This window comes from Nocardioides phosphati, assembly GCF_014646375.1.
In the GTDB taxonomy this organism is placed as follows: Bacteria; Actinomycetota; Actinomycetes; order Propionibacteriales; family Nocardioidaceae; genus Nocardioides; species Nocardioides phosphati.
In genome coordinates, this window is the sequence record NZ_BMNI01000002.1 from 177,668 (window position 1) to 193,063 (window position 15,396).

Below are 15,396 nucleotides of genomic sequence, written 5' to 3' on the forward strand. Positions count from 1 at the left end.
AACCGGCCACCGCCGCCGCAACAGCGACGAGGGTGGCCGGTCTGAGGAGCAAGGGTCAGCCCATGCGGCGGGCGCCGGTGATCGGCATCTCGTTGACCGAGGCGATCTGGACGTTGGCGCCCGTGTGCGGGGCGTGCACGATCTTGCCGCCGCCGATGTACATCGCGACGTGGCTGACGGGGCTGTAGTAGAAGACCAGGTCGCCCGGCTGCAGGTCGCTGACACTCACCGGGGTGCCCATGCCGGACTGCGCGCGCGAGGAGTGCGGCAGCGAGACGCCGGCCGCAGCCCAGGCCATCATCGTGAGGCCCGAGCAGTCGAACGCGTTGGGACCGGCGGCGCCCCAGACGTAGGGGGCACCGATCTGGGCGAGGGCGTACTTCACCGCGAGGCCGGCGCGGCCGGAGGCCGGAACGTTGGGGATCGGGGCGTTCTCGCCCGCGTCGACGGCAGCGAGGTACTTCTTCATCTCGTCGGCCTTGAGGCCGTCGAGGACCTTCTTGGCCGCGGCGAGCTTCTCCTCGACCTCGGACTTGTCCTTGGCGAGCCGCTTGGTCACACCGGCGAGCTCGGCGGTGCGCTCGGCCACGGCGTGGTGCCGGATGTCGAGGGCCTCCTTCGCGCGGTCGTAGGACGCGAGGGTCTCCGACTGGACGTCGTTGTACGCGCTGAGCGTGTTGAGCTGGGTGAGGAAGCGACCCGGGTCGTCGGTGACGGCCATCTGGCCGGTGGCGGAGAGCGCCTGGCCTTCGTACTGCGCGGCGATGGCGCCGTCGACGGCCGACTCGACGCGGTCGACGACGGCCTTCTGCGCAGCCTCGTCGGCCTTGACCGAGGCGAGGTCCTGCCGGAGGTTGTCACGCAGGATGCGCGCGTCGTTGTAGCGCTCGGAAGCGACCTCGGCCTGGTGGTAGAGGCGGTCGACCTTGTGCTGCACGTCCTTGAGGGACGGCTTCGCGGACGCCGAGTTCATCGGAACGACCGCGACGGTCAGGGCAGCACAGGTGCCGGTCAGGGCAGTGACGAATCGCTTCTGGCCAGGGCGCACGAGAGCAGGGACTTCCTTTGCATGGACGAAGTCCGGCCGTGACTTCCCCATCGCGGACCGGACTCTGATCGGCCCTCAGGCTACGGGGCCTGCGGAGGCCCGGCAAACCCGACACCCGCCGTCAGGCGGATTCGACGGTGGCCTGCGTCACGGGAGTCACCAGGCGCAACGGTGGCACCAGGCCGGAGCCGGCGAGCACGTCGAGGGCCCGTCGCTCGTCGTCGTCGAAGGAGAGCTCGGGCGGAGGGCCGAGCAGCACGGTCACCACACAGTCGTGGCACGCGAGTCCGCGCACCACGCAGGTGTCACAGTCGATGCGAGTGGTCATGCCTGCATCAGAGCAGGCACCACCGACACATCCCCGACGTACGCCGGGATGGGCCTCAGCCCGGCAGAGCCGAGCAAGCTCGGTCTGCGCTCGGCTCAATCAGCCCTCGGTGCTCTCCACCGCGTTGCGGTCGACGAGCTCGATGGCGTCGTCGCGGCCGCACCAGCGGCAGCTGACGGTCTCGACGACCTCGGACTTGAGCTCGGTGTTCTCCACCGTGGCCTCGCCCTGGAGGTCGAAGTGCCAGAACTCCGTGGTCCGCCGCGTGCGCGTCACGTCGAAGCGCGTGAGGTTGCCACAGCCACCGCAGCGCCAGCGGTTGGTCGCGTCGGGGAGGGGTGCGGTCACGGTCTCGCTCCTGGTGTCGTGAAGGGGGATTGCGGGGACACCCTAGTCCGCACGTCGCCCCGCGCGGCTCCCGGGTCGTGTCGGTGGTCCCCCCTAGCGTCAGCCCCATGAGCAGCACCTCCGTCCGTTCGCGCTGGGAGTCCCAGCGCAGCTTCGACGAGCTCGGGCGCCCGCTGCGCGACATCACCTTCTGCGTCGTCGACCTCGAGACCACCGGCGGCTCGGCGGCCGCCGGTTCGATGATCACCGAGATCGGCGCGGTCAAGGTGCGCGGGGGCGAGGTGCTCGGCGAGTTCCAGACCCTGGTCAACCCGCAGGCGCACATCCCGGCGTTCATCGCGGTGCTGACCGGCATCACCGACTCGATGGTCGCCACCGCCCCGCCGATCGAGTCGGCGCTGCCGGCGTTCCTCGAGTTCGCGGCGGGGTGCGTGCTGGTCGCCCACAACGCGCCGTTCGACATCGGCTTCCTGCAGCACTTCAACGCGCAGCAGGGGCGCGCCTGGCCGGCGTTCGAGGTGCTCGACACGGCGAGGCTCGCCCGTCGGGTGATCACCCGCGACGACGCGCCCAACTGCAAGCTCTCCTCACTGGCCCAGCTCTTCGGCGCCACCACCACGCCCAACCACCGGGCCCTTGCCGACGCTCGGGCCACCGTCGACGTCCTCCACGGCCTGATGGAGCGGCTCGGTGGTCTCGGCGTCCACACCCTCGAGGAGCTGCAGACGTTCTCCTCGCGCGTCACCACCGCGCAGCGCAAGAAGCGCCACCTCGCCGAGGCGCTCCCCCACGCGCCGGGGGTCTACCTCTTCCGTGACGACCGCGCGCGCGTGCTCTACGTCGGCACGTCGAAGGACCTGCGCACCCGGGTCCGCTCCTACTTCACCGCCTCCGAGACCCGCACGCGGATGGGCGAGATGGTCGGCATCGCCAGCGAGGTGCAGGGCATCGAGTGCGCCACCCCGCTCGAGGCCTCGGTCCGCGAGCTGCGCCTGATCGCGGAGCACAAGCCGCGTTACAACCGCCGTTCGCGCTTCCCGGAGAAGGTCCACTTCCTCAAGCTGACCCGCGAGCCCTGGCCCCGGCTCTCCCTCGTCAAGCAGGTGCTCGACGACGACGCCGACTACCTCGGGCCGTTCTCGTCGAAGAAGGTCGCGGAGCGCTCCCTCGCCGCGCTCCACGAGACGTTCCCGATCCGCCAGTGCAACGACCGGCTGCCCAAGGTCCCGTCGAAGACGGCCTGCGTGCTCGCCGAGATGGCGCGCTGCCTCTCACCCTGCGACGGCTCCACCGGCCCGGAGGCCTACGCCGCGCTGGTCGTCCAGCTGCGTGAGTCGCTGCTGCGCAACCCCGACGAGGTGGTCGCCTCCATCAACGAGCGCATGGAGCGGCTGGTCGAGGACGAGCGCTTCGAGGAGGCGGCGGTCCACCGCGACCGGCTCGCCGGCTTCCTCCGGGCGGCGGCGCGCACCCAGCGGCTGGCGGCGCTGACGCGCTGCCCCGAGGTCGTCGCGGCCCGCCGCAACGACGGCGGGCTGTGGGAGGTGCACGTCGTGCGCTTCGGGCGTCTCGCCGCCGCGGGGCTGATCCCGCCCGGCGCCGACGCCCACGCCTGGGTCGAGGGCCTGCGCGCGAGCGCCGAGACCGTCCGGCCCGGCCACGGCCCGACCCCGGCCGCGACCGCGGAGGAGTCCGAGCAGGTGCTGCGCTGGCTGGAGTCCGAGGGCATCCGGCTGATCGACGTCGAGGGCGAGTGGACCTGCCCGCTCGCCGGCGCCGGCCGGCACCTCGCGCTCCACGACGCGGTGCAGCGCTCCCGCGAGACGCTCGTGCCCTTCGACGAGCGTCGCGAGCTCACCGTGGTGCACCAGCCCGCGCGCTGACGCGCGGCCACTGTCGTCCGATCGGTCAGAGTTCGCTCTCCAGACGGGTGGTCTCGGCACCTTTCGCTTCCCAGTCCCGCAGCGCGGCCTAGCGTCGTCAGCACGAGTTCTTGGGAGGGGACCCACATGCGTGAGGGATCGCGCGCGCCCTGGCGGCGCGCCGGAAGGGCTGCGCTGGTCGCGCTGCTGCCGACTGCTGCCCTGGCGATGGCCTCGCCCGCCTCGGCGCTCGCCGCGCCCGGCTCGCTGGCACCGACCGCGGCCTCGACGCTCGACAACACACCGACCTTCGCGTGGGCCCGCGTCACGGGCGCCGCGCGCTACGAGGTGCAGGTCGACGACGACCCCGGCTTCGGCTCCCCCGCGCTCGCGGTGAGCACGACCAACAGCCGGCTGGCCAGCACGACCGTGCTTCCGTCCGGTGACCTGGCGTGGCGGGTGCGTGCCGTCACCGCCGCCGGCTCGGCCTCGGCCTGGGCCACTGCCGCGATCCACATCGGCGCGGTCGGCGTCCCCGTGCCGCAGTCACCGGCCCCGGACGCGGTCCTCGACCCGCCGCAGGACGTTCCTCTGCTGAGCTGGTCCTCCGTCGCCGGCGCTGCGTCGTACACCGTGCAGGTGGACGAGACCGACGACTTCATCAGCCCGGTGGTCACCGCCACCACCAAGACCACGTCGTACGTCGCCGGGCCGCTGCCGAAGGGCGGCTACTTCTGGCGGGTGCGGGCCACCCGGGCGACCGGCGTCGAGTCCGCCTTCTCGGGCGTGTCCGGGTTCAGCGTCGGCGAGCTGCCGGCGGTCACCGGCACCTCGCCCGCCGACGACCCGAACGCGGAGGTGGAGGACGTCGTCCTCACGTGGGACCCCGTGGCCGGCTCGGCCTACTACGAGCTCCAGGTCTCGAGCGACCAGGACTTCAACACCCTCGTCGACCCGCACACGACCAACGTCAGCGCAACCACCCGGGTCTACGGCACCCACTACTCCCCGCCGGTGACCTACGACAACAACCAGTACTACTGGCGCGTGCGTGCCGTCGACACCAACGGCCAGCAGGCCCCGTGGTCCGACGTGCAGGCGCAGTTCAAGCGGGTCTGGAAGGACCGCGCGACGCCCGTCCACCCGCTGGGCGACGTCGCCGGCAGCCCGACGCACATCGACGGCGACCCGTACTTCCAGTGGACGCCGGTGCAGCACGCGACGGAGTACGAGCTGCAGCTCGGCACCGACCCCGACTTCTCCCCCAACACGTACGCCGCCTGCCGGGTCGCCGGCACGACGTACACGCCCAACCAGTTCCAGATCAACCACGACACCGCCGGCGCGACGCTGCAGGACGGCGACGACTGCCTCGTCGGCCCGGGCACCGTCTACTACTGGCGGGTCCGGCCGCTCGACCGCCCGTTCCCCGCCCCCGGCATCGAGGGCGTCTACAGCCAGACCCAGGCGTTCGTCTGGGACGACCAGGTGATCCCCGACAGCACCCACCTGACGCCGGCCGAGGGCGAGACGGTCGCCGTGCCGACGCTGACGTGGACGCCGCAGCGCGACGCGGTGAGCTACAAGGTGACGCTGAAGAACCGCGTCGGCAGCACGCTGAAGTCGGTGACGACCTACGCCACGTCGTACACCCCGGCGTCCCTGACGACAGCACTGAAGGCGACCGACGGACCCTTCACCTGGTCGGTCCAGGCCGTGCCCGCCGGCAGCGCGCCGAGCGTGCTCGTGCACACCGGGAGCTTCACCGTCAGCAGCACGCTGCCGACCACCGGCGCCGCACCGCTGACCGCACTCGCCGGCGCCGACCCGAGCCTGCCGACCAACCGCGCACCGGCCCTCCGCTGGGAGCCGAGCCCCGCCGCCGCGACGTACGAGGTGCAGGTGGGTTCCCACGACGCGAACGTCGACCCGTCGCAGCACGTGTGGTTCGCAGCGACGAGCGGCTCCCTCTTCGGGACCCGCTCGGTCTACCCCGCACTGACCGACACCGGGACGCGCCTGCTCAGCCCCGGCTCCTACGACTGGCGCGTGCGCGCGTACGACGCCTCGGGGAACCTGGTCGGCACGGGTCCGGTCAACACGTTCCGGGTCGCCCAGCTCGCGGCGGCCACCGGCCAGCAGATCGCCCTCGACGGCACCACGCTCGACGCGGGCGAGGGCTGCTCGGAGCGGACCAGCGACGTCGCCGACCCCTGCGCCGACGTCCCCGCGACGCCCGTCTTCGACTGGGAGCCGGTCGACGGCGCCGGCATGTACATCGTCTACGTCTCCGAGGACGAGGACTTCACCAACCTCACCGAGAGCCTCTCGCGCCTCGGCGCGACGTCCAACACCCGCTACACCCCGACGTACGCCGCCCTCCGCGAGGCACTGCCCGACAGCCAGGCCGGCGCGTCGTACTACTGGTACGTCCGGCCGTGCAAGACGGCCTCGATCTGTGCTGCTTCGCCCGTCTCGACCGGGCTGGGCGTCACCAACAGCTTCCGCAAGCGCTCTCCCGCCGTCGTGCTCGAGCAGCCGGCGAACGACACCGATCCCACCACCACCGACGTCGCCTCCCCCGAGGTCACCTTCAGCTGGCAGGACTACCGCGCCACGAACGCCGCGACGACGTGGGACCGGACCGGCGAGCAGGCCAACCAGTCGGCGATGCAGTACCGGATCCAGGTCGACGACGACCCGGGCTTCGCGAGCCCGCTCGACTCGCAGCTCGTCGACCAGCCGACGTACACCGCCTGGTCGAAGACGTTCCCCGACGGCGAGCTCTACTGGCGGGTGCAGGCGGTCGACGCCGAGGGCAACGACCTGACCTGGTCGCCCACGCGCGAGCTCACCAAGAAGAGCCGGCCGCTGCAGCAGCTCAGCCCCGTCAACGGCGCGTCGGTCGCAGGCACGCCGCTCCTCTCCTGGGAGGCGGCGGCGTACACCGGCAGCTACGAGCTCGAGGTCTATCGCAACGCGGACACCGCGGCGAGCTCGGTCAACCGCGTGCTCACCGTCACCACGCGGCAGCCCGCCTACGTGCCCACCGCGCCGCTCCCGGCGTCCACCGGCGCCTACGTCTGGCGCGTACGCCGCCACGACGCGACGACGGCGAAGTACCCCGGCCCGTGGTCGGCGTGGGGCCGCTTCACCGCCACCGGGAGCACACCGACCCTGGTCTCACCGGCCAGCGGCACCTGGATCCGCGGCAACGACATCTACCTGGACTGGAGCCCGGTCGCGGGCGCAGCGTCCTACCGCGTGACGGCGCGCGACGGCGGCGGCCGGTCGATGGCCGGCACCCCGGCGACCACCCCGGCGACGGCGTGGGCCCCGACCTACACCGCTGCCAGCGGCACGTGGACCTGGACCGTGACCGCGCTGGACACCGCGGGGGCGCCGCTGGGCACCTCCGCCGCCCGCACGCTCCAGGTCGACAGCACCGCCCCGACGCTGGTCTCGCTCACGCCCACCTCGCCGCGCGCAAGCTCCTCGTTCACGGCAACGTTCAGCGAGCCGGTGACGCACGTGGGCCGCTCGACGTACCGGATCCGTCGGGCGGGCACGAGCACCTGGCTCAGCGCCACCGTCACGCTCTCCTCCGACCGCAAGCGGGCCCTGCTGAACCCGTCGAGCAACCTGCGCACCGGGGCGAGCTATGTGATCGCCCTCAGCTCGACGGTGACCGACCTCCGGGGCAACCCGCTCACAGCCGTCTCCCGGACCGTCCGGATCAGCTGACCGCTGATCGGCAAGTACGACTACCCTGCGCACGTGGACTTCTGGGACATCGCGGGCTGGGCGGGCGCGGCCATCGTGGTCGCCTCGCTGCTGCAGCAGCGGGTGCTCCGCTTCCGCGCGCTCAACCTCGTGGGCTGTGCCGTGCTCCTCTGCTTCAACGCGACGCTCCACGTGTGGCCCATGACCGCGCTCAACGCGCTCTTCGTCCTGGTCAACGGCTGGTTCGTGCTGCGACTGGTGCGCGAGATGAACGACTCCGCCGCGTTCGAGGTCTTCCCGGTCCAGAGTGACGACAGCTACCTGGCCCACGTGCTCGAGGTGCACGCGGCCGACATCGGGCGGTTCCAGCCCGACTTCGACCCCTCGACGCTCGGCCAGACCTCCGGCTGCACGATCTACCTCGTGCAGAAGGCCGACGAGACCGTCGGCGTCGTCGTGCTCGAGATCCAGGGCGACACCGCCGAGGTCCGCCTCGACTACGTCACCCCGAAGTACCGCGACTTCTCCCCCGGCGAGTTCGTCTGGCGCCGCAGCGGCATGCTCGCGACCAAGGGCGTGCGCCACGTGATCACCTCACCGCGCATGGTCAACGCCTACTACGGCAACGTCGGCTTCCGCCGCGAGGGCGAGAGCTGGGTGCTCGACGCCTAGACCGCCGCGCAGGCGTCGGCCCACGCCGCCAGCTTCGCGGTGGCAGCCCCCGAGTCGATCGCATCTGCGGCGCGCTGCATGCCGGCCGCGATCTTGGCGAGGATCTCGCCGCCCTCGGTGTCGTGGATCGCGAGCGCAGCACCCGCATTGAGCACCACCGCGTCACGCACCGGGCCGCGCTCGCCGGCGAGCACCCGGCGTACGACCTCTGCGTTGTACGCCGCGTCCCCGCCGCGCAGGTCCTCGGCCGTGGCCAGCGGCAGGCCGAGCTCGACCGGGTCGAGCGTGGTGGTCTGCAGGAAGCCGTCGTGGGCGCGGTAGACCGTGGTGGTCGTCGTGGTGGTGATCTCGTCGAGCCCGTCGTCGCCGCGGAAGACCCAGGCGTCGACGCCTCGCTCGACGAAGACGCCGGCCATCAGCGGCGACATCCGGGCGTCGGCGCAGCCGATCGCCTGCGCGGCCGGCTTCGCCGGGTTGGCGAGCGGGCCGAGGAAGTTGAAGACCGTGCCGATGCCGAGCTCGCGGCGGGCCTGGGCGGTGTGGCGCATCGCACCGTGGAAGGTCGGGGCGAACGCGAACGTGATGCCCGCCGCGTCGTAGACCGCGGTCACCTGCTCCGGCGTGAGGTCGAGACGCACCCCGAGGAGCTCGAGGACGTCGGCCGAGCCCGCCTTCGAGGACGCCGAGCGGTTGCCGTGCTTGACGACGGGCGCGCCCGCACCGGCCGCGACGATCGCCGACATCGTCGAGATGTTCACCGAGTGGGAGCGGTCGCCGCCCGTGCCGACGATGTCGAGCGCGCGGCCCTCGATCGTGAGGGGCGTGGCGTGGGCGTACATCGCCGAGAGCAGGCCGTCGATCTCGACGAGCGCCTCGCCCTTCGACCGCAGGCCGACCGCGAACCCGGCCACCTGCGCCGGCGTCGCGACGCCCGCGAGGATCTGGCCCATGGCCCACTCGGCCTGCTCCGTCGTGAGGTCGACGCGGTCGACCAGGGTGGAGAGGACGTCGGGCCAGGTGTGGGTCATGGCCGAGAGGTTATCCGGCGCGGCGACGGCCCGCGCGCCTGATTTCGACGACCGGCTCCTCGCGGAGGCTCTGGCCCACCACGCAGTAGCGGCCGGTCAGCTCGGCGAGCTTCGCGAGCTGGGCGTCGTCGGCGTCGGTGTCGAGGACGGCCGTGACGACGACCGGCCCGATGCCCACCGGGACGCTGCGGTCGATGCCGAGCGTGCCGCGCGCGTCGAAGGAGCTCTCCGCGACCAGCTCCGCCCGGCGTACGTCGATGCCCAGGGCCGTCGCGACGCTGCGCAGCGTGACCCCGGCGCAGGCGAGCAGCGCCTGCATCAGCAGGTCGCCGCTGCAGGCGTCGGAGCCGTCGCCGCCGGTGGCGGAGTGGAGACCGGCGCGCACCGGACCGGCGAAGCCCTCGATCGTCGCGGTGATGCCGGGCTCGCTCCAGTCCCCCGTTGCCGTGACCGGGGTGGTCGCGGAACCGGGGTCGGCGCGGAACCGCTCCTTGAGCGGCGCCTGGGCAGCGCGGAGCTCCGCGGCGTCCATCACGAGCTCGCGGGCACCCGCGCGCGGAGCAGGCCCGTCACGACCGACGCGAGCTGGATCGGGTCGAGCGGCTGGGGAACCGCAGCGTCGGCGCGCGACCAGGTGGCGAGCCAGGCGTCCTGCGGGCGGCCGGTCAGCACGACCAGCGGCGGGCAGTCGGCGAGCTCGTCGGTCAGCTGGCGCGCGATGCCCATGCCGCCGGCGGGCACGGCCTCGCCGTCGAGGATCGCGAGGTCGATGCGCCCGGCATCCATCTGCTGGATGACGACGGGCTCGGTCGCCACCTCGACGTACTCCACCTCCGGGAGGTCGGGATGGGGCCGCGAGCCCAGGGCGAGCAGCACCTGCCGCCGCACCGTCGCGTCGTCCGAGTAGACCAGCACCCGCAGTGTGTTCTCGCTCACGCCGCGCAGCCTACTCCGGGGAGGTGGTCCCGAGAGAGGCACGCCGCTCCAGCATGTCGAGGCGGCGGTCCTCGCGCGCGGCCTCCTTCATCGAGTCCCGCACCCACTGCACGAAGAGCACGACGAAGAACCCGAGCGCGACCAGGTCACCGGCACCCCAGAGGATCCCGCCGGCGAGCTTCTGGTCGGCCGCCATCGTCGGCAGCCACGAGCCCATCGGCCCCTGGCGCAGCGCGGCGTAGTGCGACGCGCCGATGATGGCGTCCTGCCCCATGATCGTGACGCCCAGGAACGCGTGGAACGGGAGCGTGAGGAAGACCATCACGAGCCGGAAGGGCCACGCCACGCGCCCCGGCACCGGGTCGACACCCATCAGCGGCCAGAAGAACATCGCCCCGACCACCACGAGGTGGACGTGCATCATCTCGTGGACGTACGCCGACCGCAGGGACGCGTCGTACCAGCCGGAGAAGTAGAGCGCCCACGGCGACAGCACGTAGAGCGCGAGCGTGAGCGGCGGGAACGACAGCACCGCGACGACCTTCGAGTGCAGCACGGCCAGCAGCCAGTGCTTCGGGCCCTTGCTGCTGGTGCCGGGCAGCGTCCGCAGCATCAGCGTCACGGGCGCGCCGAGCGCCAGCGCCAGCGGCACGAGCATCGACAGGATCATGTGCTGCACCATGTGGACGCTCAGCAGCGTCGTGTCGTACGTCGAGATCCCCGACGACGTCGCGAAGAAGAACGCGCCCATGCCGAGCACCACGAACGAGAGCGTCCGGCCCAGGGGCCAGCGGTCGCCACGCCGGTGGAGGACGAGCACGCCGCAGAGGTAGAGGCCCGCGACCCACACGGTGACGACCGTCAGGAAGGGGTCCAGCGACCACGCGGTGAAGACCCGCCCGAGCGTGAAGCGGGGCAGGTCGGGTGCGGTGGTCAGCGCTATGACGCCGTGGGGGAAGAACACGCTGTGAACTTTATGACGCCCAACATGCGGGGGTCGGGGTGCCCTATCGCTCCCGGACCGGCATAATCCCGTCCGTGGCGACTGCAACAGCGATTCCGGCATCCCGTCTGCACGGGCATCACGACCGTCCGAGCATGGTCTCGGTGGGCACGATCATCTGGCTCTCCTCCGAGCTGATGTTCTTTGCTGCCCTCTTCGCGGCGTACTTCACGATCCGCTCCCAGGAGGTGGACCTGTGGAGCGTCAAGACGGCGCTGCTCAACGTCCCCTTCTCCTCGACCAACACGGTGATCCTCGTGCTGTCGTCGTTCACCTGCCAGATGGGCGTCTTCGCCGCTGAGCGTGGTCAGGTCGGACGCAACGGCTCGGTCTTCAACGTGAAGGCGTGGGGCCTGCGCGAGTGGTTCATCCTCACGTACGTGATGGGTGCCGTCTTCGTCGGCGGCCAGGCGTTCGAGTACGCCCACCTCGTGCACGAGGGCCTGACCATCCCCTCCGACGCCTACGGCACGGTCTTCTACCTCACCACCGGCTTCCACGGCCTCCACGTGACCGGTGGCCTCATCGCCTTCCTCTTCGTCCTCGGACGGACCTACCTGGCGCGCCGCTTCACCCACGAGCAGGCCGTCAGCGCGATCGTCGTGTCGTACTACTGGCACTTCGTCGACGTGGTGTGGATCGGCCTCTTCGCCACCATCTACCTCATCAAGTAGTCCCCAGTAGCTCCCTGACAGATCTAGGACCAATCACGTGCGACTCCTGAATCGCTCCGCAGGTCGACTGTCGCGGCACCGCCGCGGTCCCGTCGCCGGCCTGCTCGTCATCCTGCTCGGACTGCTGATGGCCGGCGGCCTCTTCGCCGCCTTCTCGTCCTCCGCCACGGCGGAGAACAGCGCCGACGGTCTCACCCAGTCGCAGAAGATCGAGGCGGGCCGCAAGCTCTTCCTCCTCTCCTGCGCGACCTGCCACGGCCAGAACGGCGAGGGCGTCGTCGCCGAGAACGGCGAGTCCAACCTCGGCCCGTCCCTCGTCGGCGTCGGTGCCGCCGCGGTCCACTTCCAGGTGGAGACCGGCCGCATGCCGATGGCCGCCACCGGCAAGCAGGCCCCGCGCAAGCCGGCGGCCTTCACCGAGCAGGAGACCGAGTACCTCGCGGCGTACGTCGCGTCGCTGGCGCCCGGCCCGGCCGCCCCGACGAAGACCGACTACGACCTCGACGCGGTCAAGGGCCTCTCGGCCGACGAGCAGCGTGACGCGATCGTCCGCGGCGGCAAGCTCTTCCTGACCAACTGCACCGCGTGCCACAACTTCGAGGGCTCCGGCGGCGCCATGCCGTGGGGTCGTTACGCCCCGCCGCTCAAGGGCGTCGCGAAGCAGCACATCTACGAGGCCATGCTCACCGGCCCGCAGCAGATGCCGGTCTTCTCGAACAACGTCCTCACCCCCGAGGACAAGCGCGACATCATCGCCTACATCTACTCCGTCAACGACAAGAAGCAGACCCCGGCGTACGGCGGCTTCGGCATGAAGGGCCTCGGCCCGGTCGCCGAGGGCCTCATGGCCTGGCTGGTCGGCATCGGCGGACTGGTGCTCTTCGCGTACTGGATCGCCGCCCACACCGCTCGTACGCACAAGAAGGAAGACGCGTGACCGACCACACCGACAACTCGCCGGCCGTGCCGGCCGAGCCGATCGCGGACCCGGGCATCCCCGCCCACCTCCCGCGACCGACCGACGTCGACCCCAAGGCCGCGCGCCGTGCCGAGCGCCAGGTCGCCGCGATGTTCATCGCGTCGATGCTCTGCGCGATCGGCTTCGCCGTCGCCTACTACACCTTCGACATCAAGGACAGCTGGGACACCTTCCTCGGGTTCGGTGCCTCCAACCTGTTCCTCGGCCTGACGCTCGGCTTCGCGCTGCTGCTCATCGGCGTCGGCGTCATCCAGTGGAGCCGCAAGCTCATGGGTGACCACGAGATCTCCGAGCTGCGCCACCCGGCCGCCTCGGCGGAGTCGGACCGCGAGAAGGTCCTCGCCGACCTCGCCCTGGGCCTCGAGGAGTCGGGCATCGCCCGCCGCCCCCTCGTGCGCAACACCCTCCTGGGTGCCCTCGGCTTCCTCGGCGTCCCTGCCATCGTGGCCCTCAACGACCTCGGCCCGGACGCAACGCCCTCGAACATCAAGAAGACGCTCGAGAAGACGTTCTGGAAGTCCGGCATCCGCGTCGTCAACGACGTCACCGGTCGCTGGATCAAGGCCTCCGACATGGAGATCGGCCAGCTCGTCAACGCCGAGCCCGAGGGCCTCGTCGACGCCTTCGACCCGCGTGCCACCGCCCAGCAGCGCGAGGACATCGAGTCCCGCTCGCTCGAGGGCGCGGCCCTGCAGGTCGCCAAGACCAAGTCGGCCGTCATCGTCGTCCGCATGGAGCCGAAGGACATCTCCTCCGCCACCGCTGCATGGGCGCACGAGGGCATCGCCGTCTACTCCAAGATCTGCACCCACGTGGGCTGCCCGATCGCCCTGTGGGAGCAGCAGACGCACCACCTGCTCTGCCCCTGCCACCAGTCCACGTTCGACCTGGCCGACAAGGGCCGCGTCGTCTTCGGTCCCGCTGCCCGCTCGCTGCCGCAGCTGCCGATCGAGGTGGACGACGAGGGCTACCTCGTCGCCAAGAGCGACTTCCTCGAGCCGGTCGGCCCGAGCTACTGGGAGCGTGATTACAAGTGACCGACAACGTCGCCAAGTCCAACGGCACCACGCCCGCCGCCGTCCCGGCCTCGGGCCTGGCTGCGAAGGGCTCCGCCGTCGTGAAGTGGGCCGATGACCGTCTCGGTCTCGCCACCTCGCAGAAGAAGATGATCCGCAAGGTCTTCCCCGACCACTGGACCTTCATGCTCGGCGAGATCGCTCTCTGGAGCTTCGTCGTCCTGCTCGTCACCGGTGTCTTCCTGACCCTCTGGTTCGTCCCGTCGATGGGCGAGGTCCAGTACCAGGGCTCCTACGACCAGCTCCGTGGCGTCGAGATGTCGCAGGCCTATGCGTCCGCGCTCGACATCTCCTTCGACGTCCGTGGCGGCCTCCTGCTGCGCCAGATGCACCACTGGGCCGCGATGATCTTCATCGCCGCGATGCTCGTGCACATGATGCGTGTCTTCGTGACCGGCGCCTTCCGCAAGCCGCGTGAGGTCAACTGGCTCATCGGTGGCGTGCTGATCCTGCTCGGCGTCGTCGAGGGCTTCGCGGGCTACTCGCTCCCCGACGACCTCCTCTCCGGCACGGGTCTGCGCATCGCGGACGGCCTGATCAAGTCGACGCCGGTCGTCGGCACCTGGATGTCGTTCTTCATGTTCGACGGCGAGTTCCCGGGCGAGGCGATCATCCCCCGCCTGTACGTCGCCCACGTGCTGCTCGTCCCCGGCCTGATCCTGGCCCTGGTCGCCGCGCACATGCTGCTCGTCGTCTACCACAAGCACACCCAGTGGGCCGGCCCCGGCCGCACGGAGGAGAACGTCGTCGGCTACCCGATGATGCCGGTGTACGCCGCGAAGGCCGGTGGCTTCTTCTTCATCGTCTTCGGCGTCACCGCGCTGATGGGCGGCCTGCTCTCGATCAACCCGATCTGGAAGTACGGTCCGTACGACCCCTCCAAGGTCACCGCCGGCTCGCAGCCTGACTGGTACATGGGCATCGCCGAGGGCCTGCTCCGCATCATGCCCCACTGGGAGACGCACATCTTCGGCACGACGTGGTCGTGGAACGTGTTCCTCCCCGGTGAGGTCGCGCCGATGATCCTGCTCGGCGTCATGATGATGTGGCCCTTCCTCGAGGCGTGGGTGACCGGCGACAAGGCCGAGCACCACATCCTCGACCGGCCGCGCAACGCCCCGACCCGCACGGCGTTCCTCGCCGCGATGATGTCTGTCTACGGCCTGCTCTGGGCCGCCGGCGGCAACGACCTCCTGGCCACGCAGTTCTCGCTGAACATGGAGTGGATCACCCGCTTCATGCGCGTCGCGGTCTTCGTCGTGCCGGTGCTGGTCTTCTTCATCGCCAAGCGCTGGTGCATCGCCCTGCAGCGCCACGACAGCGAGAAGATCCTCCACGGCTACGAGACCGGCATCATCATGCGGTCGCCCGAGGGTGCCTACTCCGAGCGTCACCTGCCGATCAGCGGCGAGGAGGCCTACCGCCTCACCGCCCGTGCTCGTGACAACGTCGTGGCCGCCCCGGTCAACGGTGAGGTCGAGGCCAAGGGCGCCCGCGCCGCGAAGCTCCGCGCCAAGCTGTCGACCTGGATGTTCGCCGACAACGTGCAGAAGCCGACCGCCCAGGAGCTCGAGGAGGCGCACCACCACGCCGAGCACGAGCACGAGCTCGAGGCCGGTCTCGCCCACGCCGCTGACGGCCACCAGTTCGACGGTCACCACGACGTCGCCGGCGAAGAGCTCCGCCACTGACGCACCACCGACTGAGGCGGTCTGACCG

General features: G+C 70.9%; 14 protein-coding genes. 7 read left to right on the plus strand and 7 right to left on the minus strand.

The window, feature by feature from the left end:
* Positions 1-55: 55 nt before the first annotated feature.
* From IEX47_RS05780 to IEX47_RS05790, 3 genes are all read right to left on the minus strand, one after another.
* Positions 56-1,048 carry a C40 family peptidase gene (locus IEX47_RS05780; protein WP_188783065.1) on the minus strand — a complete coding sequence of 331 codons (993 nt, stop codon included), beginning with the start codon at positions 1,046-1,048 and terminating at the stop codon, positions 56-58.
* Positions 1,049-1,169: 121 nt separating this feature from the next.
* Entirely contained in the window at positions 1,170-1,376 is a 207-nt protein-coding gene (locus IEX47_RS05785; protein ID WP_107700079.1) for a hypothetical protein, read from the minus strand.
* Positions 1,377-1,475: 99 nt separating this feature from the next.
* The gene (locus tag IEX47_RS05790; protein ID WP_188783066.1) at positions 1,476-1,724 is read right to left on the minus strand and encodes a hypothetical protein; all 249 of its coding nucleotides are present in this window, start codon (positions 1,722-1,724) and stop codon (positions 1,476-1,478) included.
* Positions 1,725-1,831: 107 nt separating this feature from the next.
* Here IEX47_RS05790 and IEX47_RS05795 point away from each other — a divergent pair, with 107 nt between their 5' ends.
* The 3 genes from IEX47_RS05795 to IEX47_RS05805 all read left to right on the plus strand — a co-directional run bounded on the left by IEX47_RS05795 (position 1,832) and on the right by IEX47_RS05805 (position 7,981).
* Positions 1,832-3,607 carry a DEDD exonuclease domain-containing protein gene (locus IEX47_RS05795; protein WP_188783067.1) on the plus strand — a complete coding sequence of 592 codons (1,776 nt, stop codon included), beginning with the start codon at positions 1,832-1,834 and terminating at the stop codon, positions 3,605-3,607.
* A 126-nt stretch (positions 3,608-3,733) separates the two neighbouring features.
* Positions 3,734-7,330, plus strand: a complete 3,597-nt coding sequence (locus tag IEX47_RS05800; RefSeq protein ID WP_188783068.1) for an Ig-like domain-containing domain — start codon at positions 3,734-3,736, stop codon at positions 7,328-7,330.
* A 33-nt stretch (positions 7,331-7,363) separates the two neighbouring features.
* Entirely contained in the window at positions 7,364-7,981 is a 618-nt protein-coding gene (locus IEX47_RS05805; RefSeq protein WP_188783069.1) for a hypothetical protein, read from the plus strand.
* Here IEX47_RS05805 and trpD read toward each other — a convergent pair.
* The 4 genes from trpD to IEX47_RS05825 are packed head-to-tail and all read right to left on the minus strand — an operon-like array spanning position 7,978 to position 10,909.
* Positions 7,978-9,009, minus strand: a complete 1,032-nt coding sequence (gene trpD / locus IEX47_RS05810; protein WP_188783070.1) for an anthranilate phosphoribosyltransferase — start codon at positions 9,007-9,009, stop codon at positions 7,978-7,980. The genes IEX47_RS05805 and trpD overlap by 4 nt on opposite strands.
* A 10-nt stretch (positions 9,010-9,019) precedes the next feature.
* Positions 9,020-9,541 (minus strand): OsmC family protein, encoded by a 522-nt coding sequence (locus tag IEX47_RS05815; protein WP_188783071.1) that lies wholly within the window; start codon positions 9,539-9,541, stop codon positions 9,020-9,022.
* A complete protein-coding gene (locus tag IEX47_RS05820) occupies positions 9,541-9,945 on the minus strand; it encodes an Rv3143 family two-component system response regulator (protein ID WP_188783072.1) in 405 nt (134 codons plus the stop codon). Before IEX47_RS05820 ends, IEX47_RS05815 begins: the two co-directional genes overlap by 1 nt.
* Positions 9,946-9,955: 10 nt before the next feature.
* Positions 9,956-10,909, minus strand: a complete 954-nt coding sequence (locus tag IEX47_RS05825) for a cytochrome c oxidase assembly protein (protein ID WP_229662657.1) — start codon at positions 10,907-10,909, stop codon at positions 9,956-9,958.
* Positions 10,910-10,983: 74 nt separating this feature from the next.
* On the opposite strand from IEX47_RS05825, the gene ctaE reads away from it, so the two are divergent.
* From ctaE to qcrB, 4 genes are read left to right on the plus strand one after another with little or no spacing between them, the layout of a single operon-like run.
* On the plus strand, positions 10,984-11,622 hold the full coding sequence (gene ctaE, locus IEX47_RS05830; protein ID WP_444544074.1) for an aa3-type cytochrome oxidase subunit III: 639 nt from the start codon (positions 10,984-10,986) through the stop codon (positions 11,620-11,622).
* A gap of 37 nt (positions 11,623-11,659) precedes the next feature.
* Positions 11,660-12,559: a cytochrome bc1 complex diheme cytochrome c subunit gene (gene qcrC, locus IEX47_RS05835; protein WP_229662659.1), complete on the plus strand. Its 900-nt coding sequence runs from the start codon at positions 11,660-11,662 to the stop codon at positions 12,557-12,559.
* Positions 12,556-13,638 carry a cytochrome bc1 complex Rieske iron-sulfur subunit gene (gene qcrA, locus IEX47_RS05840; protein WP_188783074.1) on the plus strand — a complete coding sequence of 361 codons (1,083 nt, stop codon included), beginning with the start codon at positions 12,556-12,558 and terminating at the stop codon, positions 13,636-13,638. The genes qcrC and qcrA overlap by 4 nt, the downstream gene beginning before the upstream one ends.
* Positions 13,635-15,368 (plus strand): cytochrome bc1 complex cytochrome b subunit, encoded by a 1,734-nt coding sequence (gene qcrB, locus IEX47_RS05845; protein ID WP_444544075.1) that lies wholly within the window; start codon positions 13,635-13,637, stop codon positions 15,366-15,368. Before qcrA ends, qcrB begins: the two co-directional genes overlap by 4 nt.
* The last annotated feature ends 28 nt before the right edge of the window (positions 15,369-15,396 follow it).